This window comes from Pseudomonas sp. UBA5666, assembly GCF_002420785.1.
Lineage (GTDB): Bacteria > Pseudomonadota > Gammaproteobacteria > Pseudomonadales > Pseudomonadaceae > Aquipseudomonas > Aquipseudomonas fulva.
Map to the genome: position 1 here is coordinate 222,065 of NZ_DIIQ01000014.1, position 25,995 is coordinate 248,059.

The 25,995-nt window shown below is 60.2% G+C and carries 27 protein-coding genes and 2 tRNA genes; 19 read left to right on the forward strand and 10 right to left on the reverse strand.

Going from position 1 to position 25,995, the window contains the following annotated elements; translation table 11 throughout:
- The first annotated feature begins 60 nt into the window (after window positions 1-60).
- The 5 genes from galU (at window position 61) to B2Y33_RS08970 (ending at window position 5,300) form a co-directional block, all read left to right on the forward strand.
- On the forward strand, window positions 61-900 hold the full coding sequence (gene galU, locus B2Y33_RS08950; protein WP_027916106.1) for a UTP--glucose-1-phosphate uridylyltransferase GalU: 840 nt from the start codon (window positions 61-63) through the stop codon (window positions 898-900).
- A 148-nt stretch (window positions 901-1,048) separates the two neighbouring features.
- Entirely contained in the window at window positions 1,049-2,404 is a 1,356-nt protein-coding gene (gene gorA, locus B2Y33_RS08955; RefSeq protein WP_027916105.1) for a glutathione-disulfide reductase, read from the forward strand.
- Between the two features lie 248 nt (window positions 2,405-2,652).
- Window positions 2,653-3,216: an alkyl hydroperoxide reductase subunit C gene (gene ahpC, locus B2Y33_RS08960; protein ID WP_028686434.1), complete on the forward strand. Its 564-nt coding sequence runs from the start codon at window positions 2,653-2,655 to the stop codon at window positions 3,214-3,216.
- 186 nt (window positions 3,217-3,402) lie between these two features.
- A complete protein-coding gene (ahpF, locus tag B2Y33_RS08965) occupies window positions 3,403-4,965 on the forward strand; it encodes an alkyl hydroperoxide reductase subunit F (protein ID WP_206405390.1) in 1,563 nt (520 codons plus the stop codon).
- Window positions 4,966-5,111: 146 nt separating this feature from the next.
- The gene (locus B2Y33_RS08970) at window positions 5,112-5,300 is read left to right on the forward strand and encodes a hypothetical protein (RefSeq protein ID WP_027916102.1); all 189 of its coding nucleotides are present in this window, start codon (window positions 5,112-5,114) and stop codon (window positions 5,298-5,300) included.
- A 3-nt stretch (window positions 5,301-5,303) separates the two neighbouring features.
- Here B2Y33_RS08970 and B2Y33_RS08975 read toward each other — a convergent pair whose 3' ends face one another.
- The 3 genes from B2Y33_RS08975 to nhaR all read right to left on the reverse strand — a co-directional run bounded on the left by B2Y33_RS08975 (window position 5,304) and on the right by nhaR (window position 8,215).
- Window positions 5,304-5,951, reverse strand: coding sequence for a YceH family protein (locus B2Y33_RS08975; RefSeq protein WP_049695792.1), 648 nt, complete (start codon window positions 5,949-5,951; stop codon window positions 5,304-5,306).
- Between the two features lie 75 nt (window positions 5,952-6,026).
- Window positions 6,027-7,238, reverse strand: a complete 1,212-nt coding sequence (gene sstT / locus B2Y33_RS08980; RefSeq protein ID WP_049695793.1) for a serine/threonine transporter SstT — start codon at window positions 7,236-7,238, stop codon at window positions 6,027-6,029.
- An 83-nt stretch (window positions 7,239-7,321) separates the two neighbouring features.
- Entirely contained in the window at window positions 7,322-8,215 is an 894-nt protein-coding gene (gene nhaR, locus B2Y33_RS08985; RefSeq protein ID WP_206405389.1) for a transcriptional activator NhaR, read from the reverse strand.
- A gap of 132 nt (window positions 8,216-8,347) precedes the next feature.
- Between nhaR and B2Y33_RS08990 the strand changes: the two genes are divergently transcribed.
- Complete coding sequence (locus B2Y33_RS08990) at window positions 8,348-8,587, forward strand: hypothetical protein (protein WP_059183857.1); 240 nt, start codon at window positions 8,348-8,350, stop codon at window positions 8,585-8,587.
- A gap of 29 nt (window positions 8,588-8,616) precedes the next feature.
- The gene (locus B2Y33_RS08995) at window positions 8,617-9,369 is read left to right on the forward strand and encodes a TerC family protein (RefSeq protein WP_027916097.1); all 753 of its coding nucleotides are present in this window, start codon (window positions 8,617-8,619) and stop codon (window positions 9,367-9,369) included.
- A 49-nt stretch (window positions 9,370-9,418) separates the two neighbouring features.
- On the opposite strand, the gene B2Y33_RS09000 is transcribed toward B2Y33_RS08995, so the two are convergent.
- Window positions 9,419-9,595 carry a hypothetical protein gene (locus tag B2Y33_RS09000; protein ID WP_165919234.1) on the reverse strand — a complete coding sequence of 59 codons (177 nt, stop codon included), beginning with the start codon at window positions 9,593-9,595 and terminating at the stop codon, window positions 9,419-9,421.
- A 221-nt stretch (window positions 9,596-9,816) separates the two neighbouring features.
- Between B2Y33_RS09000 and B2Y33_RS09005 the strand changes: the two genes are divergently transcribed.
- Window positions 9,817-10,500: a peptidase C39 family protein gene (locus B2Y33_RS09005; RefSeq protein ID WP_027916096.1), complete on the forward strand. Its 684-nt coding sequence runs from the start codon at window positions 9,817-9,819 to the stop codon at window positions 10,498-10,500.
- A 149-nt stretch (window positions 10,501-10,649) separates the two neighbouring features.
- Here B2Y33_RS09005 and B2Y33_RS09010 read toward each other — a convergent pair whose 3' ends face one another.
- Complete coding sequence (locus tag B2Y33_RS09010) at window positions 10,650-11,933, reverse strand: NAD(P)/FAD-dependent oxidoreductase (RefSeq protein ID WP_027916095.1); 1,284 nt, start codon at window positions 11,931-11,933, stop codon at window positions 10,650-10,652.
- Between the two features lie 199 nt (window positions 11,934-12,132).
- Here B2Y33_RS09010 and B2Y33_RS09015 point away from each other — a divergent pair.
- The 3 genes from B2Y33_RS09015 to B2Y33_RS09025 all read left to right on the forward strand — a co-directional run bounded on the left by B2Y33_RS09015 (window position 12,133) and on the right by B2Y33_RS09025 (window position 13,149).
- Window positions 12,133-12,209, forward strand: a tRNA-Val gene (locus tag B2Y33_RS09015).
- Between the two features lie 160 nt (window positions 12,210-12,369).
- Window positions 12,370-12,446 (forward strand) — tRNA-Val (locus tag B2Y33_RS09020).
- A gap of 133 nt (window positions 12,447-12,579) precedes the next feature.
- Window positions 12,580-13,149, forward strand: coding sequence for an SPOR domain-containing protein (locus B2Y33_RS09025; protein ID WP_027916094.1), 570 nt, complete (start codon window positions 12,580-12,582; stop codon window positions 13,147-13,149).
- Between the two features lie 18 nt (window positions 13,150-13,167).
- Here the strand turns inward: B2Y33_RS09025 and B2Y33_RS09030 are convergent, their stop codons facing one another.
- Both B2Y33_RS09030 and B2Y33_RS09035 read right to left on the reverse strand, forming a co-directional pair.
- Complete coding sequence (locus B2Y33_RS09030; RefSeq protein ID WP_027916093.1) at window positions 13,168-13,857, reverse strand: endonuclease; 690 nt, start codon at window positions 13,855-13,857, stop codon at window positions 13,168-13,170.
- A 7-nt stretch (window positions 13,858-13,864) separates the two neighbouring features.
- Window positions 13,865-14,110 carry a DUF1654 domain-containing protein gene (locus tag B2Y33_RS09035; RefSeq protein WP_028686430.1) on the reverse strand — a complete coding sequence of 82 codons (246 nt, stop codon included), beginning with the start codon at window positions 14,108-14,110 and terminating at the stop codon, window positions 13,865-13,867.
- Between the two features lie 266 nt (window positions 14,111-14,376).
- Between B2Y33_RS09035 and B2Y33_RS09040 the strand changes: the two genes are divergently transcribed.
- The gene (locus tag B2Y33_RS09040) at window positions 14,377-16,374 is read left to right on the forward strand and encodes a TonB-dependent receptor family protein (protein WP_231977277.1); all 1,998 of its coding nucleotides are present in this window, start codon (window positions 14,377-14,379) and stop codon (window positions 16,372-16,374) included.
- An 85-nt stretch (window positions 16,375-16,459) separates the two neighbouring features.
- Here the strand turns inward: B2Y33_RS09040 and B2Y33_RS09045 are convergent, their stop codons facing one another.
- Window positions 16,460-16,963 (reverse strand): hypothetical protein, encoded by a 504-nt coding sequence (locus B2Y33_RS09045; protein WP_088523184.1) that lies wholly within the window; start codon window positions 16,961-16,963, stop codon window positions 16,460-16,462.
- A 458-nt stretch (window positions 16,964-17,421) separates the two neighbouring features.
- Entirely contained in the window at window positions 17,422-18,510 is a 1,089-nt protein-coding gene (locus tag B2Y33_RS09050; protein WP_206405387.1) for an asparaginase, read from the reverse strand.
- A 375-nt stretch (window positions 18,511-18,885) separates the two neighbouring features.
- On the opposite strand from B2Y33_RS09050, the gene B2Y33_RS09055 reads away from it, so the two are divergent.
- Genes B2Y33_RS09055 through B2Y33_RS09085 form a run of 7 tightly spaced genes read left to right on the forward strand, consistent with a single transcriptional unit; the run spans window position 18,886 to window position 25,801 of the window.
- The gene (locus tag B2Y33_RS09055) at window positions 18,886-19,845 is read left to right on the forward strand and encodes a sugar ABC transporter substrate-binding protein (RefSeq protein WP_206405386.1); all 960 of its coding nucleotides are present in this window, start codon (window positions 18,886-18,888) and stop codon (window positions 19,843-19,845) included.
- A 20-nt stretch (window positions 19,846-19,865) separates the two neighbouring features.
- Window positions 19,866-21,419, forward strand: a complete 1,554-nt coding sequence (locus B2Y33_RS09060) for a sugar ABC transporter ATP-binding protein (RefSeq protein WP_027916087.1) — start codon at window positions 19,866-19,868, stop codon at window positions 21,417-21,419.
- Window positions 21,416-22,411, forward strand: coding sequence for an ABC transporter permease (locus B2Y33_RS09065; RefSeq protein ID WP_027916086.1), 996 nt, complete (start codon window positions 21,416-21,418; stop codon window positions 22,409-22,411). Before B2Y33_RS09060 ends, B2Y33_RS09065 begins: the two co-directional genes overlap by 4 nt.
- A 3-nt stretch (window positions 22,412-22,414) precedes the next feature.
- Window positions 22,415-23,437 carry a LacI family DNA-binding transcriptional regulator gene (locus B2Y33_RS09070; protein WP_027916085.1) on the forward strand — a complete coding sequence of 341 codons (1,023 nt, stop codon included), beginning with the start codon at window positions 22,415-22,417 and terminating at the stop codon, window positions 23,435-23,437.
- A gap of 9 nt (window positions 23,438-23,446) precedes the next feature.
- A complete protein-coding gene (gene rbsK, locus B2Y33_RS09075; RefSeq protein WP_027916084.1) occupies window positions 23,447-24,355 on the forward strand; it encodes a ribokinase in 909 nt (302 codons plus the stop codon).
- Window positions 24,352-24,750, forward strand: a complete 399-nt coding sequence (gene rbsD / locus B2Y33_RS09080) for a D-ribose pyranase (RefSeq protein WP_027916083.1) — start codon at window positions 24,352-24,354, stop codon at window positions 24,748-24,750. The genes rbsK and rbsD overlap by 4 nt, the downstream gene beginning before the upstream one ends.
- Window positions 24,751-24,799: 49 nt before the next feature.
- On the forward strand, window positions 24,800-25,801 hold the full coding sequence (locus tag B2Y33_RS09085) for a nucleoside hydrolase (protein WP_027916082.1): 1,002 nt from the start codon (window positions 24,800-24,802) through the stop codon (window positions 25,799-25,801).
- Here the strand turns inward: B2Y33_RS09085 and B2Y33_RS09090 are convergent.
- Window positions 25,773-25,985, reverse strand: a complete 213-nt coding sequence (locus tag B2Y33_RS09090; RefSeq protein WP_027916081.1) for a hypothetical protein — start codon at window positions 25,983-25,985, stop codon at window positions 25,773-25,775. The two genes, B2Y33_RS09085 and B2Y33_RS09090, sit on opposite strands and share 29 nt — an antisense overlap.
- Window positions 25,986-25,995 lie beyond the last annotated feature (10 nt).

The following is a 25,995-nucleotide window of genomic DNA, read 5'->3' on the forward strand; positions in this document are numbered from 1 at the left end:
GACCGCCGCCTGATTAGACTGCGCCGTAACCCCCAGGCCTAGCCTTTGTTAAGGACGTTTATGATCAAGAAATGCTTGTTCCCGGCAGCCGGCTATGGCACTCGCTTCCTGCCAGCCACCAAAGCCATGCCGAAGGAAATGCTGCCAGTGGTCAACAAGCCGTTGATCCAGTACGGCGTTGAGGAAGCATTGGATGCAGGGTTGAGCGAGATCTCCATCGTTACCGGCCGCGGTAAGCGCGCACTGGAAGATCACTTCGACATCAGCTACGAGCTGGAAAACCAGATCAAGGGCACCGACAAGGAGAAGTACCTGGTAGGCATTCGTCGCCTGCTGGACGAGTGCTCGTTCTCCTACACCCGTCAGACCGAAATGAAAGGCTTGGGTCACGCGATCCTCACTGGCCGTCCCCTGATCGGCGACGAGCCGTTCGCAGTGGTGCTGGCCGATGACCTGTGCGTCAACCCGGAAGGCGATGGCGTGCTGACCCAGATGGTGAAGCTGTACAACCAGTTCCGTTGCTCGATCGTCGCCATTCAGGAAGTCGATCCGCAGGAAACCAACAAATACGGTGTCATTGCCGGCGACATGATTCGTGACGACATTTTCCGTGTCACCAACATGGTTGAGAAGCCCAAACCCGAGGATGCGCCGTCCAACCTGGCCATCATCGGCCGTTACATCCTGACGCCCGACATCTTCGATATCATCGAGAACATCGAGCCCGGCAAGGGCGGTGAGATCCAGATTACCGACGCCTTGATGAAGCAAGCCCAGAGCGGCTGCGTGATCGCGTACAAATTCAAAGGCAAGCGTTTCGACTGCGGTGGCGCCGAGGGCTACATCGACGCGACCAACTTCTGCTTCGAGAACTACTACAAGGCTGGCAAGGCTTACTGAGCCCCTGCTGCAAGCCAGGCGCATTTTTTCTTGCCGCCTGATGCTTGAAGCTTGAAACTGCCGGTACCAAGCTGCAAGTGACAAGCCACGCTGCCCGTTCGTGCAGCCTGCCGCTTGAAGCTTGCAGCTTTTTTTTGGAGAACGAAAAGTGGCCTACGATTTTGATCTGTTCGTGATTGGCGCCGGCTCCGGTGGCGTGCGCGCCGCACGTTTCGCTGCCGGTTTTGGCGCCAAGGTAGCGGTTGCCGAGAGCCGCTATTTGGGCGGCACCTGCGTCAACGTGGGGTGTGTGCCCAAAAAGCTGCTGGTGTACGGCGCCCATGTGGCTGATGAGCTGGAGCAGGCGGCTGGATACGGCTGGACCCTGGAAGAAGGGCACTTCGACTGGGGCACCTTGATTGCCAACAAGAACCGTGAAATCGAACGGCTCAACGGTATCTACCGCAATCTGCTGGTCAACAGCGGCGTGACCCTGGTTCAAGGTCATGCGCGCATCACCGGACCTAACGAGGTCGAAGTCGAAGGCCAGCGCTACAGTGCCGAGCACATCCTGATCGCCACTGGCGGCTGGCCCCAGGTGCCGGACATCCCGGGCAAGGAATTGGCGATCACCTCCAACGAAGCGTTTTACCTCAAGGACCTGCCGCGGCGGGTGTTGGTGGTGGGCGGCGGCTACATCGCAGTGGAGTTTGCCGGGATCTTCCAAGGGCTGGGCGCTGCGACAACGTTGTTGTACCGCGGCGATCTGTTCCTGCGCGGCTTCGATGGTTCGGTGCGCACTCACCTGAAGGAGGAGCTCGAAAAGCGCGGGCTCGATTTGCAGTTCAATGCTGACATCCAGCGCATCGACAAGCTTGAGGATGGCAGCCTCAAGGCGACGCTCAAGGACGGGCGGGAACTGGTTGCCGACTGCATCTTCTACGCCACCGGCCGGCGTCCGATGCTGGACAACCTTGGCCTGGAAAACACTGGTGTCGAACTCGATGACAAGGGCTACGTGCGCGTAGACGATCAGTACCAGACCACGGCGCCTTCGATCCTGGCCATTGGAGATGTAATCGGCCGTGTGCAGTTGACCCCGGTGGCATTGGCCGAAGGCATGGCTGTGGCCAGGCGTCTGTTCAAGCCGGAGCAGTACCGCCCCGTGGATTACCAGAACATCCCCACGGCCGTGTTCAGCCAGCCGCCTATCGGCACGGTAGGGCTCACCGAAGAACAGGCCGTCGAGCAGGGCTACGAGGTCAAGGTCTTTGAAAGCCGCTTCCGCGCCATGAAGCTGACCCTCACCGACATTCAGGAAAAGACCTTGATGAAGCTGGTGGTAGATGCCAAGACCGACAAGGTACTGGGTTGCCACATGGTCGGGCCGGATGCAGGCGAGATCATCCAGGGCCTTGGCATCGCACTCAAGGCGGGCGCGACCAAGCAACAGTTCGATGAAACCATCGGCGTGCACCCCACGGCAGCGGAAGAGTTCGTGACTCTGCGCACGGTGACCCGCTGACTCAGCCCAGGCCGCATGCAACGTGCGGCCTGCTTGCGGGGCGACGATTACGTAATCGTCGCCCCATGCGCGGTCGGTTTCATAGGCTAGCCGCGCGCTTGGGCATTACCGCGGTAAGCGCTCTCTAACCTGTCCCACTCATAGCCAAAACCAATCATGAGCATCAGGTTTGCCAATGAGCCTTTATCGGTCCATGCGGTTAGGATTCTCTCCGTCAACTGATTTCAACCCATGAAGGAGCGTCTCTCATGCCTATCATCAACAGCCAGGTCAAACCGTTCAACGCGACTGCCTACCACAAGGGCGAGTTCGTCCCGGTCAGCGAAGCCGACCTGAAAGGCAAATGGTCTGTCGTGTTCTTCTATCCAGCCGACTTTACGTTCGTTTGCCCGACCGAGCTGGGTGACCTTGCTGACAACTATGCCGAGTTCCAGAAACTGGGCGTTGAGATCTACGGTGTTTCCACCGACACCCACTTTACCCACAAAGCGTGGCACGACACCTCGGACACCATCGGCAAGATTCAGTACCCACTGATCGGCGACCCGACCCATGTGATCGCCCGCAACTTCGACGTGCTGATCGAAGAAGCCGGCCTGGCGGACCGCGGTACCTTCGTGATCAACCCCGAAGGCCAGATCAAGATCGTCGAGCTGAACGACGGCGGTGTGGGTCGTGACGCCACCGAGCTGCTGCGCAAGGTCAAGGCTGCCCAGTATGTCGCCGCCCACCCAGGCGAAGTCTGCCCAGCCAAGTGGAAAGAAGGCGAGGCCACTCTGGCGCCGTCGCTGGATCTGGTCGGCAAGATCTGATTGTCGCCCGATAAGCGCCTGTGCAGCGGCAGCGCCGCACAGGCCTTGCGGGATGAGCAGCCAGTCATGTGCCAAACGCGGGCGGTAAGCAGCCGCCACAGCTGAACCACTTACCGCCCCGTCAAACGCCCGGGCGACTTCGCCTGGGCGTTTTTGTATCTGAGTTTGAAAAAGGAAATCGCCCGTATGTTGGACGCCACGCTTAAATCGCAACTGAAAACCTACCTGGAGCGGGTCACCCAGTCGATCGAGATCGTTGCCTCCCTCGACGACGGTGCGAAGTCCCGCGAATTACACGACCTGCTGGTAGAAATCGCCGGCTTGTCCAGCCTCATCACCCTGCGAGCCGATGGCGACGACGCCCGCCGCCCTTCGTTCTCGCTCAATCGCCCCAACGGCGATATCAGCCTGCGTTTTGCTGGTATTCCCATGGGCCACGAGTTCACCTCCCTGGTGCTGGCGCTGCTGCAAGTGGGCGGCCACCCCTCCAAGGCCAGCCTGGAAGTGATCGAGCAGATCCAGACGCTGGAAGGGGAGTTCAACTTCGAGACTTACTTCTCGCTGTCCTGTCAGAACTGCCCGGATGTGGTCCAGGCATTGAACCTGATGGCGGTGCTCAACCCCAGCGTGCGCCATGTAGCCATTGATGGTGCGTTGTTCCAGGCTGAAGTCGATGCCCGCCAGATCATGGCCGTGCCCAGCGTGTACCTCAATGGTGAGGTGTTCGGCCAGGGGCGCATGGGCCTTGAAGAAATTCTTGGCAAGATCGACACCAACGCCGGCGCACGTCAGGCCGAGAAGCTCAACGCCAAACAAGCATTCGATGTACTGGTCGTAGGCGGTGGCCCGGCGGGTGCCTCTGCCGCCATCTATGCCGCGCGCAAGGGTATCCGCACTGGCGTGGCCGCCGAACGGTTCGGCGGGCAGGTGCTCGACACCATGGCCATCGAGAACTTCGTTTCCGTGCATGAAACCGAAGGCCCGAAACTGGCCACCGCGCTTGAAGAACACGTCAAGCAGTATGACGTGGACATCATGAACCTGCAGCGCGGTGAAGCACTGATTCCGGCTACCGACGGTGGCCTGCATGAAGTGCGCATGGCGAGCGGGGCTTCGCTCAAGGCCAAGACGGTCATCCTGGCCACCGGTGCTCGCTGGCGCGAAATGAATGTGCCGGGCGAACAGCAATACCGTGGCCGTGGCGTGGCCTACTGCCCGCACTGTGACGGCCCGTTGTTCAAGGGCAAACGCGTGGCGGTGATCGGTGGTGGTAACTCTGGCGTGGAAGCGGCGATCGACTTGGCGGGTATCGTGGCGCAGGTGACGTTGATTGAATTCGACAGCCAGCTGCGTGCCGATGCGGTGCTGCAACGCAAGTTGCACAGCTTGCCTAACGTGACGGTCATCACCCAGGCACTGACCACCGAAGTGATCGGCAATGGCGAGAAAGTGACTGGCCTGCGCTACAAGGACCGCACCAGCGACATCGAGCATGAGCTGGCGTTGGAGGGGATCTTCGTTCAGATCGGTCTGTTGCCGAACACTGATTGGCTCAAAGGCACCGTTGAACTGTCGGCACGCGGCGAAATCATCGTCGATGCCAGAGGGCAGACCAGTATTGCCGGTGTGTTCGCTGCAGGTGACGTGACGACGGTGCCTTACAAGCAGATCGTGATCGCCGTTGGCGAAGGGGCCAAGGCGTCTCTGGCCGCCTTCGACCACCTGATCCGCACCTCCGCGCCTGCATAAGCGACATTTCAGCAGAACCGCAACCCTCGCATGAACTGGCCGTGCCCCATGGCGCAGCGCATGCGGGGGTCTTGTCATGGGCCTGGCTAAACCCACGAACCATGAGGGTGTCTATGCTTACAAGCAGACCCCTCAGGAGCCACGCCATGACCCTGATCAGCCGCGAACCCTGGTGGCTAGTGCCGCCAAAGCCCGGGCAGACTGAACAAGACCTGCACTGGGGCTACCTTGAGATCTACAGCAACGGCCACACGGTGTTTGTCGACCAGCGCCCAAGCGATCGCGAAATGACCGAGCGCAAGAGCTGCCGCAACTTCCCCAAATCAGACCGCTGAAGACTAGCCGCCTAGTGCGTCCAGCCGCGCTTCCAGTGCAGCGATGCGCGCTTCAAGTGCCTCGATTCGATCCTGCGTAACCGTGCTGGTACCACTTCGCATTGAGCTCTCCTGCTGCTTTGCAGCCAGAATGGCTTCGATGTCTGCCGGGTCACCCAACGCATGAGTGTAACGGTCCTCACGCTGGCCAGCCTGACGCGGCAGGTGCACGGCCAAGTTCCGTGACACCAGACGTTCTAGCTGGTGGCGAACTTGGTCGGTGTCGTCGAAATCGTGCAGGCGGTTGCTACGGGTCAGCAACTCGCTCAAGGTTTGCGGGCCACGCAGGAACATCAGCCCCATCAACACCAACTGCGCAGGAACCAATTCCAGCGCCTTGTCCACCCGGTGTTCCCAGCGGTCGGCGCGGCTGCCCATCTGCAAGCGTGCCATCTGTTGTGCTTCGAGGCTGCGCAGCGCCTGACCCACTTGGCCCTGGGTAAGGTTCATCACCGGTTCGCGGCTGGTCTTCTGGTTACAGGCCAGGAGCAGGGCGTTGAGGGTAAGCGGGTAACTTTCCGGGCTGGTGGCCTGTTTCTCGATCAGCGAGCCGAGCACGCGAATCTCGACGCTGCTCAAGCGACCTTCAGTGGTGGTGTCTTGCTCGGACATGGCCCTGTCTCATTGCTGGGAAAAGGCCATTAGCGTAGGTGTATGAGGGGAGGGCCGCAAGACGGCCCGGCTAAATCAGGCGCTGCGGCGCGCTTCGGCCTGGCAGGCGGCTGCGGTGAACAGCACGTCGGTGGAGGAGTTGAGCGCGGTCTCGGCAGAATCCTGCAGCACGCCGATGATGAACCCCACCGCCACAACCTGCATGGCGATCTCACTGGGAATGCCGAACAAGCTGCAGGCCAATGGGATGAGCAGCAGGGAGCCGCCGGCCACACCGGACGCACCGCAGGCACAGACCGCCGCTACCACACTGAGCAACACTGCCGTGGGAAGGTCCAAGGGAATCCCCAAGGTGTGCACCGCCGCCAGCGTCAATACGGTGATGGTGATTGCAGCGCCAGCCATGTTGATCGTGGCCCCCAGCGGAATGGATACCGAATAAGTATCCTCATGCAGCCCAAGGCGTTCGGACAACGCCATGTTCACAGGGATGTTGGCTGCCGAACTGCGGGTGAAAAATGCAGTGATGCCGCTTTCGCGCAGACACAGCAGGGTGAGTGGGTAGGGATTTCGACGGGTTTTCCAGAATACGATCAGCGGGTTCATGACCAGGGCGACGAACAGCATGCACCCGATCAGTACCGCCAGCAGGTGCAGGTACCCCAACATGGCTTTGAGCCCTGACTGAGCCAAGGTGGAGGTGACCAGGCCGAAGATGCCCAGTGGCGCAAAGCGAATGACGATGCGCACGATCAGCGTGACGCCGTTGGACAGGTCGTCGACTACCTTGCGGGTGGTGTCACCGGCGCGGCGCAACGCGATACCCAGGCCGATAGCCCAGGTCAGCACGCCGATGAAATTGGCATTGAGCAACGCGTTGATCGGGTTGTCGACCGCACTGAGCAACAGGTTCTTCAACACTTCACTGATGCCGCCCGGTGCACTCAGGGCGGCATCCGCTGCGTTCAGTACCAGGTGCGAAGGAAATACCATGCTGGCAACCACCGCCACGACAGCCGAGGCGAATGTGCCGAGCAAGTACAGCCCCAAGATGGGGCGGATATGGGTTTCCTGTCCGTGCCGGTGATTGGCAATCGATGCCATGACCAGAACGAAGACCAGCACTGGCGCCACCGCCTTCAAGGCACTGACGAACACCGTACCGAGAAAGCCCAGGTCACGGGCAACGGTGGGGGCGATCAGGGCAAGCGCGATACCTGCCACCAGGCCGATAACGATTTGCGTCACCAGGCCGGTGCGGTTGAGAAGGCGAAGAAGCGGTGTCATGCGCAGCGAGGTCCTGAAATTCGAAAAGGGCTGGACTTTACCATAGACCTCGCCCAGGCACTTACTGCCCGTTGTGGGGAGCGCTACCAGTTGAACAGTTCGCGTCGCGCCCCTTCGGTGATGGCAACGATGCCAGGATGCTTGACCTTGCGCTCGACCGAAATGGCGTAGAAGGACTCGTTCACGGCCTCGGTTTGCCCAATCAACTGTACGCCATACTGCCGACACACTTCTTCGGCAATCACGCTGGGCGCCACGAAGATGCCGCTGCCAGACTGCCCGAACGCCTGCATCAAGGCACTGTCGTCGAACTCGCCGACGATGCGCGGTTGAAGATGTTGATCACCAAGCCAGCGTAGAAGGCGGCTGCGCAGCACCGTTTCTTGCCCGGGTATGAGCAGCGGCGCATCGTGCAGGCATTCAGGGAACGGGCCATCGTGCTGAAGGGCCAATGTTGGGGTTGCGAAAAAGCTCAGGCCGCATTCTCCCAGTTTCTGGCTATACCCTTTGATGTCCAGGTGGGGCGGCATCGGGCTGTCTGAAATGACCAGGTCCAGTCGCTGAACGGCAAGGTCGGCCAGGAGCCGCTCCAGCTTGTCTTCACGGCAGTTGATGCGCAGCACGTTCTCAAGCTCCATGGTGGGTGCCAATAATCGATAGACAATGGACTTGGGCACCACGTCAGCCACCCCGACCCGGAACAGGATCTGCTCCTGAGGGCCGGCACGCAGCATGGCTTCGAGTTCGCCCCCCAGCTGGAACATCTGCTCGGCATACGTCAGCGCCTGGCGTCCGGTCTCAGTGAGTTCCAATTGCCGGCCAACCCGCTGGAACAGCTCGACGCCATAAGCCTGTTCCAATAGCGTGATCTGACCGCTGATGGTCTGTGGCGTCAGATTCAATTGCTCGCTCGCCCGAACGATGCTGCCGGTTCGGGCTACCACCCAAAAGTAGTGGAGCTGGCGATAGTTAAGCATTAGCGCAGATGCCGATTCGGAAAAACCGAAGTATATCGCTTGAAAATACGAATTTTACAGAAGTATTGCGCCCTCTAGAATCCACTTCATTCAGGCGGATACGCGCCTGCGCACATCATTCCGGAGACGCCTATGCTGTATTTCAAATCAATGGGTACTGCGCTGGTCATGGGCATGACGCTGTTGGCCCTGGCCGGCTGCGATCAGGCCGAGAAGTCTGCCCAGCAAGTGCTTGACCAGGCGGCGAAGTCGGCTCAGCAGGTGATCGAGCAAACCAACCAGGCGGCCCAGCAGGCCTTGAGCGACGCGCTTGGGACCGACCGGCGAGAGCCCGAGCAAGATGACACCGCTTCCGAAACCCAGGACATTTGATCCCCAACCCGCGTGACAGGATGTGAACAATGGAATATTTGCTGGAACTTGCCGCTAGCCCGACAGCCTGGGTGGCGCTCGCCACGCTGGTGGCCATGGAAGTTGTACTGGGTATCGACAACCTGATCTTCATCTCCATCCTGACCAACAAACTACCAGTCGCGTATCGCTCCAAGGCACGCCGCATCGGTATCAGCATGGCACTGGTGATGCGCCTGGCACTGCTGAGCACCGTTGCCTGGATCGTGCAGCTGACCGACCCTGTGTTCGAGGTGTTTGGCAACGCCTTCTCCTGGAAGGATGTGATCCTGATCGCCGGCGGCCTGTTCCTGCTGTGGAAGGCCACTAAGGAAATTCACGAGAACGTCGACCCACACGGTGCCAAGGAAGAGTCCAAGGCTTCTTCTACCGTTACCTTGGGCTTCGCCGCAGCGATTTTCCAGATTTTGTTGCTCGATATTGTGTTCTCGGTAGACAGCATTATCACCGCAGTAGGCATGACTGAGCACTTGCCTATCATGATCATCGCCGTGATCACTGCCGTGATCGTGATGATGGTGGCGGCCGATCCGCTGGCCAACTTCATCAACGACAACCCAACCGTTGTCATGCTGGCGCTCGGTTTCCTGATCATGATCGGCATGACGCTGATCGCGGAGGGCTTCGGAGCCCACGTGCCCAAGGGCTATGTGTATGCCGCCATGGCGTTCTCAACCGCTATCGAGATTCTGAATATCCTGGCGCGTCGAGCACGGCTGAAGCGTGAGGCCAAGCAAGGGTGACAGCAGGCGGGGCGCATGGCGCCCCATTCGCTGCATGTTTCAGGTGGGTTCAGTGCGCCGCTGCTGCGTGTGGAGCACGCCGTGCAGGGGCGGGTTGAGGGCGTGGCTGTGGTTGCGCAACGGGTTGAGCGTGCCGCCGTGCGATGCGCAGTACGCCCCAGAGCATGGCCGCTGCAACGCTGAGCCACATGCACACCAGCATGATGATTGCCAAGGTCATATTCATTTGTGCCTCCATCTCTACGGCGAGCGCTTGATACGCCAGCGATTGCCTTCCAGACACTTGATTAGTGTAGCCCTTGCGTGGGTACGTTCCATCGAATAACGCCTGCGGTGCCGAGATGATTCGCCAACATGCCCTGTCGGACTGTACCGCCATCGTTGTGGGACCTATCATCGCGAACACAGCAGGGCGCTGCCTGCCCTGCGTTCAGCAAGCGAGTATCCATGCCCAATTTCACCTTCTCGTCGCCGACCAAGGTCGTTCGCCAGCTCATCCTGGCGTGCTGGTTGGGTGTCACCTTGGCAGGTTGTGCCGGGACACCTTCTACCGCACTCCAGGGCCTGCCCCAGCGGGTGGAGCTCAGCAGCGTTCCGTTCTACCGCGGTAACGCCAACCACAGCGCAGCCATGGCATTGGCCGCGATTCTGTCGCAGCAAGGTGCGCCCATCACGCCTGGGCTGCTCGATCAGCCGCTGAACCTGCCCACAGGTATCGACAGCCTAGATACCAGCATCCCGCGCGTTGCGCGCGACTACGGTAGGGTGGTGTACCCCTTGGACAAGCGGCTAGATGCCTTGTTGACGCAGGTGGCCGCTGGAAACCCGGTGCTGGTTCGCTACCAGGACGGTTCGGCATGGTGGAGCGAACCCAGGTATGCGGTATTGATAGGGTATGACCGTTACAAACAGCGTGTGCTGATGCGTGCAGGCATGCAGCGCCGCCTGGTGATGGCATTCGACGATTTCGCCTCTGCCTGGGCGAAAGAGGGCCGTTGGGCAATCCTGGTGCAGCCGCCGGGGGAGTTGCCGGCGAACGTTGACCGTCAGCGCTGGCAACAGGCCGCTGACGATCTGGCGCGTGCGGGCCAGGAACTGGCGGCCAGGCAGGCCCTGGACAGCCTCAAGTGAGGCTGCTCGCATTTGGCTTTCCACGGTCACTGAAGGCGTGGCCTTGCCGGGGCGCTGGGCTGGTCGGCATGGGCCGCAACGCGGCCCGGCGAACATGAGTGAACCCCATCACGCCAGTGGCAGCCCTTTACCGGTTGCCACGTCTTGACTCAGAAGCCCAGACGGTCACGCAAGCTGTAGTACCAAGCGCCCAAGGCACTGAAGGGCACGCGCAGCATCTGACCGCCCGGGAAGGGGTAGTGCGGCAGCCCGGCAAAGGCATCGAACCGCTCCGCCTGGCCACGCATGGCCTCGGCCAGGACTTTGCCTGCCAGATGGGTATAGGTGACCCCGTGCCCTGAGCACCCCTGGGAATAATAGATGTTGTCACCGATACGGCCGACTTGTGGCAGACGCGACAAGGTGAGCAGGAAGTTGCCGGTCCAGGCGTAGTCGATCTTGACGTTCTTCAACTGCGGGAAGGCCTTGAGCATCTTCGGACGAATGATCGCCTCGATGTTGGCCGGATCCCGTGCACCATAAACCACGCCGCCTCCAAAGATCAGGCGCTTGTCGCTGGTCAGGCGATAGTAGTCGAGCAGGTAGTTGCAGTCTTCGACGCAGTAGTCCTGGGGAAGCAGTGTGCGCGCCAGTTCATCGCCCAAGGGTTCGGTCGTGATGACCTGTGTACCGCAAGGCATCGACTTGGCGGCAAGCTCCGGGACCAGGTTGCCCAGGTAGGCGTTGCCCGCCACGATGATGAACTTGGCGCGCACTTTACCCTGTGGGGTATGCACGACCGGGTTGGCGCCGCGCTCGATGCGCACCGCCGGAGTTTGTTCATAGATGGTGCCGCCCAACGATTCGACCGCAGCAGCTTCGCCGAGGGCCAGGTTGAGTGGATGGATATGCCCGCCGCTCATGTCGAGCATGCCGCCGATGTAGTTGTCGCAGGCCACCACCTCGCGGATGCGCTGTTGATCCATCAGCTCCAGCTGGTTGTGGCCGAAACGTTCCCACAGGCGCTTTTGCGATTCTAGGTGACCCATTTGCTTGCTGGTCAGCGCAGCGAACACGCCACCGTCCTTGAGGTCGCACTGGATGTTGTACTTGGCCACCCGCTCGCGAATGATGCGCCCGCCTTCGAAGGCCATCTGGCCTAGCAGCTGGGCTTGGCGAGCACCCACGGTGCGCTCGATGACATCGATGTCGCGGCTGTAGCTGTTGACGATCTGGCCACCGTTGCGACCCGATGCGCCGAAGCCTACCTTGGCCGCTTCGACAATGCTTACCTTGAAGCCATTTTCCAGAAGGAACAGGGCGCTGGACAAGCCGGTGTAGCCCGCGCCGATGATGCAGACATCGGTTTGCACCTCACCCTGCAGCGCCGGACGTGGCGGCACCGGGTTGGCCGAGGCGGCGTAGTAGGACTGGGGGTAGGGGGTGTTAGCCATGCTGCAGAACCTCGTGTTTTATATTTTTAACGAATGTAGCGATGCTATCAATAATAATAAACACCCGCTAGTCGTCCGCTGAAAATCATGAACAGTGCTCGCGCCTGACGCCTCTTTATAAAGAGTTTGCAATTCAGTGGGTTAGCTTCAAAAAAACTGTTGACACGCCTTTGTAATTGCGTAGAATGCGCACCACGACAGGCACATAGCTCAGTTGGTTAGAGCACCACCTTGACATGGTGGGGGTCGTTGGTTCGAGTCCAATTGTGCCTACCAAATTGAAAAAGGGTGATCCGCAAGGGTCACCCTTTTTTGCGTTTAGCTTTGGAAGCTCCTAGATGGCTCCAATTCTCCGGCTGCTCGAAAGTTTTTGATTTATATCGAAAAAAAAGCTTTACAGGTGTTCAGTGAGTCTCTACTATGCGCACCACACGACAGGCACATAGCTCAGTTGGTTAGAGCACCACCTTGACATGGTGGGGGTCGTTGGTTCGAGTCCAATTGTGCCTACCAAATCCCAAAAAGGGCGATCAGAAATGATCGCCCTTTTTGCATGCCCGGCGGAATCAGCCTGTAACCTTTGGCCGCAGTTCGATGCTCAGTCTCGCGTGGTAGAATCCGCCTCTTCGAACCTGGAGGTACACGCGTGCGCAAACTGGTGGTGGTAATGGCAGTGCTGGCCCTGGCGGGCTGTGACAACGAGGTGGAGGGCGTGCACAAGCGTGTGGCCGAACACCTGCAAAATCCCAAGACCGCCAAGTTCGGTAACGTTCGCATCGATACGCAGGGTACGATCTGCGGTCAGGTGCGCGGCAAGGACGATGCCGGCCAATTCCAGGCCTACCGCAGCTATGTGGCCATCAAACGCGACGGTCAGTACGAAATCATTGTCGACGACAATGGCGACAACCTGCGTATTCGGGAGCTGTGTGGGGGTGCTGAATTGCAGCGCCGTGCGCAAGCGCTCGAAGGTGAGCCCGCGCCAGAGGGATGGGACGTCGAAGTGGTCCAGGGCGCCAACATGGGTGCACTCAGCGACATGACCGCGCGTCTGATCGAGAAAGGTATTCCGTCTTCGGTGGAGTACCGGGACGGCAAGCCTGTGGTGCTGCTGGGGCCGTTTCCTACCCGGGAGCAGGCGCAGGCCCGTCGCGATGAAGTCATGGCCAAGCTTGGCACCGACTCGGTGGTCATCCAGCACGGCGCAGCCCGCTAAGCGCTCGTGGCCGGTCGATCAGCTGCACGCCTTGAGGTCGACCGGCCCTACAAACTCATTACCGTGCCCCATCAGGCACCCGACCCGCTGGTTGCGTTGATACTCCCAAGGCTGCGGCGGATACGTCTTGTTCCATGCCTCGAACAGCTGACGGTCCTGCCTTGAGAGGCGCAAGTTGTATTGCTTGCTCATGTAGAAATAGGTGCGTGCAATCATGCCGCGGATCGAAGGCCGCGGCATGACCTTCCTGGCCTTGAAATCCACCTGGGTAAGGCATTGGCCGTATTGCCCACGTTGTTCCGGCAGCCAACCGAAGCTGTAGTTGCTGCGGTCGCCGTTGACCTCCCCAACGCTTGGCACCAGATTGTGCAGGTCGGCTTCGGCGCGTTTGTATACCTCGTCGTGCTGCGAGCAGGCCTTACGACCGCCGCTTTGCCAACACTGGCGCTGATGGCCGATTTGCCAGGCCGGCACGATGTGCTCCCACTCGATGCGTGAAGCGCGTTGGGCATTCTTGCGTGGTGAATACCCACATGAAGCCATGTCGACTTTGTTGCCGTTGTATTTGCAACCGCAGTAGAACTCGGTGGATTGTGGTGCGTAGAGTTGCCTGGCCACCTTCTTGGCTTCCTGGAACGTCCGGGGCGCATCGGCATAGGCAAGCGGAGCCATCAGCAGGCAGGCTGCTGCAATAAGCGAAACTCTCATGGCGCGGTCAGTCTTCCTTGGGCACGGTCCAGAAAAGCTGTACGCCACCATCGTCGCGGTGGGCGAGGGTAACGTTGTCATTTTCGGCAATCTCGGCCAGCAACGTGTCCCAGTCCTCTGGTGTTTCCTGTTCCAGGCGAAAAATCAAAGCCGCCCGGCTGCGCTGGGCAATGGGGTTGTTGATGATTTTCTGAATGCGCATGCCCAGTTGTTGGTAGCTGGCAGGTGAGGGCGAGGAGGTAGACACAGGCATTTCCTTTTTTTGCTGTATGCACGTACAGTATTTCACTGTAAGGGATTTCGCAACAGCTTGAAGGCAAAGTTCTGTGGATCGCCCTCGCCATGTTCGCGATTCAGGCCAGGGTCTGCTGTAATAGCGGAACTTTCCGGAAATTGCTCATGTATCGATTGGTCTTACGCGTTACCTCTTCCACGCACCTCGCCCTGTTGTTTGTCGGTGGTGTCACTTCTCATAATCAAGCTTGGGCCGACCCGGCAACCGCGATCGTTATCGATCCGATGGTTGTCACGGGTGCCTACGCGCCTACCAGCAGCTTCGATCTGCCGTTCTCGGTGGACACGGTCGACCTGTCCAATGGCACCGATGGACAACTTGGCGTCAACTTGTCAGAGGTGCTGACGAAGGTCCCTGGCCTAGTGGTGCAGAATCGCCAGAACTATGCCCAGGACCTGCAGATATCATCCCGCGGGTTTGGTGCTCGCTCTGCATTTGGCGTGCGCGGTATCAAGCTGCTCAGCGATGGTATCCCAGCCAGCACCCCGGATGGACAGGGCCAGGCAGCCACGCTGAACCTGGATGTGGCCGACCGTATCGAGGTGCTGCGCGGCCCGGCCGCTACGCTTTATGGCAGCAACGCTGGCGGTGTCATCCAGATGTTCAGCCGTGACGGGGTGGGGCCGGCTCGCCTGGGTGCCGAAACCACCTTTGGCAGCGATGGCTTCAGCAAGCATCACCTGTCGGCACGGGGGGGCAACGAGATCGGGGGTTTCGTGCTGGACGCTTCGCGCATGGACACCAATGGGTATCGCGACCATAGCGCGGCCAAGCGCGACCAGACGTTCGCCAAGGTACACATCAGGCCAGATACCGATTCACGCCTGGCGCTGACCTACAGCAGCCTGGAACAGAACAACACGCAAGACCCGCTGGGTCAGCTTTGGTCCAGCTACAAGCACGACCCACGTTCGGTCGCCGATGGCGCAAGGGACTACAACACGCGCAAGAGCATCGATCACCAGCAGGTGGGCATGAACTACGAGCGCTACGTTGGCGACGCTACCCTTCAGTTCAATCTCTACGCAGGGCGTCGGAGCGTGGTGCAGTACCTGTCGATTCCTCGGCAAATCGCCTCCAACAGCCAGCGCGGTGGTGGTGTGGTGGATTTTGACCGCGAGTTTCACGGCGGTACGCTGCGCTGGATTCAGCCGGTACCGGCCGTTCCCGGCCATTTCACGCTCACCGTGGGTGCCGACTACGACCAGAGCACGGATGACCGTCGGGGCTTCCAGAACTTCCGGGGCGACCAACTGGGGGTCAAGGGCGAGCTCAAGCGCGACGAGAAAGACATCGCGACCAGCCTGGACCCCTATGTGCAGGCGCACTGGGAAATCGGCAACTGGACCAGCGAGCTGGGCGTGCGCTACAGCACCATGAAGATGAAGGTCGATGACCACTACCTGGAAAACGGTGACGCCAGCGGTGTCAAGCGCTATCAGCAGGCCAACCCGACGCTGTCGGTGATGTACGCCTTCACGCCTGATCTGCGTGGCTATGCCAGCGTAGGAAAGGGCTTCGAAACGCCTACACAGGCTGAAATGGCCTATGCGCCAGGCTTGCAGGAAAGTTTCAACTTCGGGCTGGACCCAGCAACCAGCAAGCAATATGAACTAGGGGTGAAATATCGCCTGGGCGCGACCACGCGGCTGAATGCTGCCCTGTTCGAGATCCGCACGGATAACGAAATCGTGGTCGATAATTCCACTAACGGCCGCACCAGCTATCACAACGCCGGGCAGACCGTGCGCCGTGGTTTTGAAGCCAGCATGCAGAGCGACTTTGCCGAGCACTGGCAGACCACCTGGGTGTTCACCCATACCGACGCTCGCTACGCCGATGACTTCAAGCAAGGCGGACAAGTCATCGACAGTGGCAATCGCTTGCCGGGCGTGCCGCGAGACAATCTGTATGCAGAAGTGGTGTGGAAACCGACCGCTTCGGTCAGCATGGGGTTCGAGGGGCAGTACCGTAGCAAGGTATTCGTCGAGGACAGCAACCAGCAGAAAGCTGCGCCTGCCTATGCTGTGTTCAACTGGCGCACGCGCTTCGAGCAGCAGGTCGGCCCCTGGACTTTCCATCAACTGGTGCGTCTGGACAACGTGTTCGACCGTCAATACGTGGGTTCGGTGATTGTCGGTGACAGCAATAAACGCTACTACGAGGCAGCCCCAGGGCGTTCGTGGTACGCCGGTGCTGGCTTGGAATATCAGTTCAAGTAGTGAGGTTGAAGCGAGCACACCGTGTACCCATAGCTCAAGCGTCGCGCATCGACACTTGGGCTGAGCATGGAGGCTTGAGTTTTGACTAACGGCTTACGAATTTGATTGCGTTGTCATCAGACCCGAACAGCTTGGATTTGCATGACGAAGCAGCCGCGGTTTTAGTTTGATTCACTTCCAGATGATCAAACCGATCCTTGAATGATGGATAGCTCGCCAGGAACCGACATTCTTTAGCACTAAGATCCTTGAAAGTGATTGAATAGCGACCATGTTCTGAATGGGACGACGGTTCTGAGCGCAGCACAAGCAGGTCTGACCCTCTTGTGCCCTTTTTGAACCAGCCCATATTCTCTGCAAATGTATTATTGAGGTCTTTGTAGTTATTGGGGTCATCTTGGAAAGTGGCCTCAATGTCAATTGACAGCAAGGTTATCTGGGCTGGGTCAGCGACCGCTGACTCATAGAACTCCCATACCGCTTTTCCCTGTTTCACCGAGTTGATGGCCTGTGCTGTACTGGCCCACGCGGGGGAGACAATGGACCCAATGAGGAGGATTAGGGCTGCAGAGGCTGTTTTCGAATTCATTACGGTGGTCCTTGGCGATTGGGACGGTAGCGTAGCACGAGCGCTTGCAGGTACGCTTATTCGAACGGGTGCTTCAATACTATCGAAACATGCATTTGGCTAGGCGATCTAAAGCATTCGGCAATGAGGCTTCGTCAAGCCAGGAGGGCGTTCTACTAGGGTATTGGTTTTTCGGCTTTGCGTGAGGTTTTGCGCGTTGCGAAATGGCGCTGTCAGTACGCGCTGACAGTTTTCGAATTAACGGGTGTGCGCTGAACGTGAAGGGTGTTAACTGTGAAAGTGTACGGCGTGCTAGGAGTGCGCTTTCGGAATGAGGAATGCGCTCGGGTATCCATTGGTTTATTGCCGGCAAAATGTGATGCCTGAGCATTATATTTCAGCCATGTAGCTGTAAGCGCCAAGTTTACCTAGCTCCCAAGTACCGGTGCCACAGATGGCACCGGTTACTACAGGGTTGATCAATATTCCCAGAAAATCCGCTGCAGTTCTTTGCTGTCCTGGGTCTTGGTCATGGCGACCATGGCCAGGATGCGGGCTTTCTGTGGGTTCAGGTCGTGGGCCACTACCCAATCGTTCTTGTCGTCAGGCTGCTCGGCGTTGCGTAGCACGAAGCCACCCTGGTTGACGTGGGAAGAGCGAATGATCTGCACGCCATTCTTGCGCAACTCCTGCAGTGCGGGCACTACGCGCGAAGATACCGAACCGTTGCCGGTGCCTGCGTGGATCAGCGCCTTGGCGCCGTTCTGTGCCAATGCCTTGTAGGCCGTATCGGTCACGTTCCCGTAGCCGTATGCAATGTCCACCTGAGGCAGGCTGCTGATCTGCTTGATGTCGAATTCCGAGTCCAGGGTGTGGCGCTTGGCTGGCAGGCGGAACCAGTAGGACTTGCCTTCCACGACCATGCCCATCGGGCCCCAGGCGCTCTTGAAGGCTTCGGTCTTGATGTTCACGGACTTGCTGACGTCACGGCCCGACTGGATTTCATCATTGAGCGTCACCAGCACGCCCTTGCCGCGCGACTGCTTATCGCTGGCGACGGCGACGGCGTTGTACAGGTTGAGCATGCCGTCTGCCGACATGGCGGTGCCGGGGCGCATGGAGCCGACGACCACGATAGGCTTGTCGGTTTTTTCGACCAGGTTCAGGAAGTAGGCGGTTTCTTCCAGCGTATCGGTACCGTGGGTGATGACGATGCCATCCACGTCTTTGCTGTCGGCCAGCTCAGCCACCCGCTTGCCCAGCTTGAGCAGATCGTCGTTGGAGATGCTCTCGGAGGCAATCTGCATGACCTGCTCGCCACGCACGTTGGCCAGGTCTGCCAGTTCCGGTACGCCGGCGATCAATTTGTCGACGCCCAACTTGGCGGCCTGGTAAGTGGCGCTATTGGCGGCGCTGGCACCGGCACCGGCTATCGTGCCGCCGGTTGCCAGGATGACCACGTTGGCGAGCTTCTGCTGGGTTTTGGCTTCTTCGGCCGAAACCGTGGTTGGCAGGATCAGCAGCAGGGCGAGTGCGCAGGGGGCAAAGGATTTAAGTGCGGCATTCATCGTTTTTGTGCTCTCTTCCTAATGAGATGGTTTTAGTACGTCGCGCAGTCGGTAAGGCATGTTCCGTACCAGGTCCCCGGGGGCCTCTGTAACAGCTCGTGACACCGCGCTCGGACAGGTTCAACCCCGCAGCGGGCGCTGTTGAGGATGATGTTTTGGCCGGGGCATCGAATGACTTGCGTAATCAGGGCCGGAAGTATTTCATTCGAAAACCCGATTAATTGTAGGGAAACGTGTTCGGTTATCCGGAAATTTACGGATAATCTTGCGCTGGCTTCAGCTAAACGTATTTGACAAACGCCTACCGCGTTCGCATAGTTACCCAGCGCAAACGTTTGCTTTCCGATAAAAAAACAAGATTCGGAGTCATCGCCCATGAAACTGCCTTTCCCAGGCCGCTTGTTGGCCGCCGCTGTTCTTTCTTCTTTGACCATGGCCCTGCCACTGTCTGCTGCTCATGCCGAAGACAAACCCAAGGTCACGCTGGTCATGAAGTCATTGGCCAATGAGTTTTTCCGCACCATGGAAGACGGCGCCAAGGCCTACCAGAAAACCCATGCAGACGAATTCGACCTGGTTGCCAACGGCATCAAGAATGAGACCGACACGGGCGAGCAGATCCGCATCGTCGAGCAGATGGTCAACGCCGGTGCCAAGGCGCTGGTGATCGCGCCGGCCGACTCCAAGGCATTGGTCTCAGCTGTGAAAAAGGCGATGGACCAGGGGGTGGTGGTGATCAACATCGACAACCGCCTTGACTCTGAACTGCTCAAGAGCAAAGGCATCAGCGTACCGTTCGTAGGCCCTGACAACCGCAAGGGCGCACGCCTGGTGGGCGAGTACCTGGCCAAGGAAAAACTCAAGGCGGGCGATCAGGTGGGCATCATCGAAGGCGTGCCGACCACGACCAATGCCCAGCAGCGTACCGCAGGCTTCAAGGATGCGATGGACGCTGCGCAAATCAAGATCGTCTCTACACAGAGCGGCAACTGGGAAATCGACAAGGGTAATGCCGTCGCTGCGTCCATGCTCAACGAATACCCTGAGCTCAAGGCATTGCTGGCGGGCAACGATAGCATGGCCTTGGGTGCAGTCTCGGCGGTACGGGCCGCTGGCAAGGCTGGCCAGGTGCAGGTTGTCGGTTACGACAACATCAATGCCATCAAGCCCATGATTGCCGATGGCCGCGTACTGGCAACGCTTGACCAGGCAGCTAGCCAGCAGGCTGTGTTCGGTATCCAGGCCGCGCTGAAAATGGTCAAGGGCGAGAAGCCCGATGTGGATGCCGATAACGTCATCCAGACCCCGGTCGAACTGATCACGAAGAAGCCTTGATGCTGCCAGGAGACACGGCGATGTCCGCATCGGTCCATGACGTGGTCCTGACTGCCCGCGGCCTCGGCAAGACGTACGCCCAGCCAGTGCTGGGCGAGGTGAGCCTGGAGCTGCGTGCTGGTGAGGTACTGGCCTTGACCGGCGAGAACGGCGCCGGCAAGAGCACCTTGTCCAAGTTGTTCAGCGGCCTGGAAACCCTCACTGCCGGGCACATGCTGTACCGTGGGCAGGCATATGCGCCGGTCAGTCGCAGCGAGGCCGAGCGCCTCGGCGTGCGCATGGTGATGCAGGAACTGAACCTGTTACCCACCCTGACCGTCGCAGAAAACCTGTTTCTGGACAACCTACCCAGCCGCTTCGGTTGGATCAGCCAGAAGCGCTTACGCCAGATGGCTGTCGATGCCATGGCCCAGGTCGGGCTCGAGGCGATTGACCCCGATACACCGGTCGGAGAATTGGGCATCGGTCACCAGCAAATGGTCGAGATTGCCCGCAACCTGATCGGAGACTGCCACGTGCTGATCTTCGATGAGCCCACCGCCATGTTGACCGCCCGCGAGGTCGAGTTGCTGTTCACCCAGATCGAGCGCTTGCGCGCCCGGGGGGTGGCCATCGTCTATATCTCCCACCGGCTCGAAGAACTGCAGCGCGTCGCGCAACGCATCGTCGTGCTGCGCGACGGCAGGCTGGTATGCGACGAGCCGATCCAGCGCTACAGCAGCGCCGAGTTGGTCAACCTGATGGTTGGGCGTGAGCTGGGAGAACACATCGACCTGGGCCGCCGCTCCATCGGTGGTCCATTGCTCAGGGTGGACAAGCTCAGCCGGGGTGAGAAGGTGCGTGAGGTGTCCTTCGAAGTCCGTGCAGGGGAAATCTTCGGTATCTCCGGGCTGATCGGCGCGGGTCGTACCGAGCTTCTGCGGTTGATCTACGGCGCCGACCGCGCTGACAGCGGTAGCATCGCCCTTGGCCAGCCGCCGCTGCCTGTCACCATCGATTCGCCGAAGTCCGCCGTCAGCGCGGGTATTGCCCTGATCACTGAAGATCGCAAAGGCGAAGGCCTGTTGTTGAGCCAGTCGATCAGCGCCAACATCGCCCTGGGCAACCTGGGTGCGGTGTCGCGGGCCGGTGTCCTGGACCGCGGAGCCGAACGCGAACTGGCCGAGCGGCAAATACAGGCCATGCGCATTCGCAGTGCCGGCGCCGATCAGGTGGTTGGCGAGCTGTCGGGTGGTAATCAGCAGAAGGTGGTAATCGGCCGCTGGCTTGAGCGCGATTGCCAGGTCTTGCTGTTCGACGAGCCCACGCGCGGCATCGACGTCGGTGCCAAGTTCGATATCTACGGGTTGCTCGCCGAACTCGCGCGGCAGGGCAAGGCTTTGGTCGTGGTCTCCAGCGACCTGCGCGAGTTGATGCTGATCTGCGACCGCATCGCGGTCCTGTCTGCCGGTCGCTTGATCGACACCTTCGAACGTGACCACTGGACCCAGGACCAGTTGCTGGCGGCAGCCTTCGCCGGCTATCAGAAACGTGACGCACTGCTGCACCCTGCAGCCCCCAGGATGGACGCATGAAAACCACACCGCTCGAAAACCAAAGCGCTGCCCCGGCACGCCGCAGCGGCACCTACCTGGGCCTTGGTACTTACCTGGGCCTGGCCGGCGCTTTGCTGGCGATGATCGTGCTGTTCTCGATGCTGAGCAGCCATTTCTGGTCATACAGTACCTTCAGTACCCTGGCCAACCAGATACCTGATCTGATGGTATTGGCCGTGGGTATGACATTCGTGCTGATCATCGGCGGCATCGATTTGTCGGTCGGTTCGGTGCTGGCCCTGGCCGCATCGACTGTAAGCGTGGCGATCCTTGGCTGGGGCTGGAGCATCGTGCCGGCTGCACTGCTGGGCATGGCGGTAGCCGCATTGGCTGGCAGCGTTACCGGCGTCGTCACCGTGGCCTGGCGTATCCCTTCGTTCATCGTTTCGCTGGGGGTGCTGGAAATGGCTCGCGGCCTGGCCTACCAGTTCACCGATTCGCGCACGGCCTACATTGGTGATGCCTATGCCTGGTTTTCCAACCCGATAGCCTTCGGGATATCGCCCGCGTTCATCATCGCCTTGCTGGTGATCGTGATCGCTCACCTGGTACTCACCCGTACCGTATTCGGGCGCTACCTGATCGGGATCGGCACCAACGAAGAGGCTGTGCGCCTGGCCGGTATCGATCCGCGTCCCTACAAGGTGCTGGTCTTCGCCCTGATGGGGCTGCTGGCTGGCCTGGCTGCGTTGTTTCAGGTGTCGCGCCTGGAGGCAGCCGACCCCAACGCGGGCTCTGGCCTGGAGTTGCAGGTGATTGCCGCTGTCGTGATCGGCGGTACCAGCCTGATGGGTGGGCGTGGCTCAGTCATCAGCACCTTTTTTGGTGTGCTCATCATTTCGGTGCTGGCGGCAGGCCTTGCGCAGATCGGGGCCAGTGAGCCGACCAAGCGCATCATTACCGGGGCTGTGATCGTTATTGCCGTGGTGCTCGATACTTATCGCAGCCGGCGCGCAGCCCGGCGGAACTGAACCATGGCAACCATCAAAGACGTCGCGGCGCTGGCGGGGATTTCTTACACCACAGTGTCCCATGTGTTGAATAAAACGCGACCGGTGAGCGAGCCTGTCCGGCTCAAAGTCGAGGCCGCCATTCGGGAACTGGACTACGTGCCCAGCGCCGTCGCGCGGTCGTTGAAGGCGCGCAGCACGGCCACCATCGGCTTGCTCGTGCCCAACAGCGTCAACCCTTACTTCGCCGAGCTGGCCCGAGGTATTGAAGACGCCTGCGAGCGCAATGGCTACTGCGTGATCCTGTGCAATTCCGACGACGATCCCCAAAAACAGCGCAACTACCTGCGCGTGCTGCTCGAAAAGCGCATCGATGGGCTGGTGGTCGGGTCGGTAGGGCAGGATGACGACTTGTTGCAAAGCCTGGCAGGGGTGCGCACACCCATGGTCATCGTGGACCGGGAGCTCGAAGGCGTCGACGCCGACCTGGTGCGCATCGATCACGAGCTGGGCGCCTACCTGGCTACGCGCCATCTATTGGAGCTTGGCCATCGGGATATTGCCTACATCGGTGGGCCAGCAGAAACCGGGGTGACGCAGATGCGCCTGCGCGGCTTTCGTCGGGCCTTGGCCGAGGCGGGCGTTACCGTGGCCGCTGAGCGTGTGCGCCACTGCGACTTCACGAGCCCCGGCGGCCACGCTGCAGCTGCCGAGCTGTTGGCAGGGGCGCGGCCGACGGCCATCTTCGCGGGCAACGACATGATCGGCTTCGGCGTATTGCGCGCAGCGGCCGAGCGCCACATTGACGTGCCGGGTGCGCTGTCGGTCATCGGCTTCGATGACATCGAGCTGAGCCGCTACGTCTACCCACCTTTGACCACAGTGGGGCAGTCGATCCGCGAGCTTGGCGAGAGCGCTGCGGCACTGCTGCTGGCGCGTATCGCTCAGCCCTGCAACAGCGCATCGCAGCAGCGCATCGTCACCCCGCGCATCGTTCTGCGCGAGTCCACCGGGCCGCGCCCGGACCTGTTCAACGATTACCGCTAAGGAAACAACATGAGTGCCAAGGTCGTGGTAGTCGGCAGCCTCAACATGGACCTGGTGGCGCGCGCCCAACGCTTGCCACGGCCTGGCGAGACACTGGCCGGCGATACCTTCTTCACCGCCGCCGGAGGCAAGGGGGCCAACCAGGCCGTGGCGGTCGCGCGGCTGGGCGCCAGCGCGGCAATGATTGGCTGCGTAGGCGACGACGCCTACGGCCCGCAATTGCGCAATGCCCTGGAAGTAGAAGGGATTGACTGCCAGGGCGTGGTCACCTGCACCGGCGTGTCCACAGGGGTGGCGATGATCACCGTGGATGCGGCCAGCCAGAACTGCATCGTGATCGTGCCTGGGGGCAACGGGTTGCTGGTGCCAGACGCCGTAGCGCGCTTCGACGGCCTGCTGCAGGCGGCGCAGGTGATCATCTGCCAACTTGAAGTGCCATTGGCTACCGTGGCCTGGACGTTGGCCAGGGGTCGTCAGCTCGGCAAGCGGGTGATACTCAATCCGGCGCCGGCAACGGGGCCGCTGCCCGCCGAATGGTTCAGCCATGTCGATTACCTGACGCCCAACGAAAGCGAGGCCGAGGCGCTGACCGGTGTTGCTGTGCACGATCAGGCCAGCGCTTTATTGGCGGGCGCGCGCCTGCTGGCGCTGGGAGCTGGCAAGGTGATCATCACCCTCGGCGCACAAGGTGCCTTGTTGGTCACGCCCGCTGGCCACCAGCATTATCCAGCACCCGTGGTGCAAGCCTTGGACACCACTGCCGCAGGGGACACCTTCATCGGAGGCTTTGCGGCGGGGCTGGTGCAGGGCCTAGAGGAGGGCGAGGCAATCCGCTTCGGGCAACGGGCTGCTGCCCTGTCGGTGACCCGCGCCGGCGCGCAACCTTCCATTCCCAGGCTCGCGGAGCTACTGCCATGAAGAAGACGCCCTTGCTGAACATTGCACTGTCCCGGACCATTGCCAGCATGGGCCATGGCGACATCCTGATCATCGGCGATGCCGGGTTACCCGTACCGCCCGGCGTCGAGCTGATCGACTTGGCCGTCACCCCGGGGCTGCCTGATTTCGCCAGTGTGCTGCGTTGTGTGCTGAGCGAACTGCAGGTCGAGCGTCACCTGTTGGCCGAAGAAATACAAACCGTGGCGCCGCCGGCTTTTGCAGAAATCGAGCGCCTGAAGGGCACGCTGGGCGAGCGTGAATACATGCCCCATGAAGCATTCAAGCTACTGTCGCGTAAGGCGCGGGCCATGGTACGCACGGGTGAGTGCCAGCCCTACAGCAATATCGCCCTGGTGTCTGGCGTAACGTTCTGACACTGACGGTTTCCTACTCGTTATCCACTGGCAACAGGAGTGCCTCGTCATGCTAAAACCCCTGCTTCAAGGACTCGCTCTCATGGCCGCAGCGTCTGCCGTACAAGCGGCACCCATCGACTTGATCATCGACACCGATCCGGGGGCTGACGATCTGGTTGCACTCTTTCTGGCCATGGCTTCGCCTGATGAGCTTAAGATTCGTGCCATCACGACAGTTGCCGGCAACGTGCGTCTGGAGAAGACCGCCCGTAACGCCCGTCTTGCCCGCGAATGGGCAGGCCGTGAGGATATTCCGGTGTACGCCGGTGCGGGTCGCCCCTTGGTGCGCGCCCCCATTTACGCGGCCGAAGTGCACGGTGAAGAAGGTGTCACCGGGGTAGAGGTACATGAACCCAAGCAGCCTTTGGCGAGCGGCAACGCTGTTCAGTACCTGGTCGACACGCTAGGTACCGCCCCGCCACACAGCGTGACGCTGGCCATGCTTGGGCCACAGACCAACCTGGCGCTGGCCTTGATCCAGCGCCCGGAGATCGCCAAGGGCATCAAGGAAGTGGTGGTGATGGGCGGGGCTCATTTCAACGGTGGCAATATCACGCCTGCGGCCGAGTTCAACCTGTATGCCGACCCACACGCGGCTGCCGTGGTACTGGCAAGTGGCGTACCGTTGACCTACCTGCCCCTGGACGTTACCCACAAGCTGCTGACCAGCGACGCACGGCTCAAGCAACTGGCCGGCGTCAACACACAGGCCAGCAAGCGTGTGGTGGACATCCTCAATGCCTACATCACCCATGACATGGCGTTATACGGAATGCCCGGTGGCCCGGTGCATGACGCCAGCGTCATCGCCTATCTGCTCAAACCCCACCAGTTCAGCGGCCGGCGGATCCACATGACGATCGACACCCGCGAGGGGCCGACCTTCGGCCAGACAGTGGCAGACTGGTACGGGGTGCTCAAGCAACCGGCCAATGTCATGTGGGTAGAGGAGGGGGATGCCCAGGGGCTGTTCGACCTGCTTAGCGAGCGGCTGGCGCGTTTGAAGTAGCAAGGCGTGGCGCATACCGTTCGACCACCTGGTCGATGAAGCCGCGCGCTGCCTCTGCGCCGCGGTCGCGTACCAGGAGGTCGATGGCGATCAGCAGCAACTCCTCCGGGGTGCTGGGGCTATAGGCGCTTTGCCCCTCCGCCCATTTGACCTTGATGTCGGCATCGATGCTGTGGGTGCTCATGAAAAGCTCT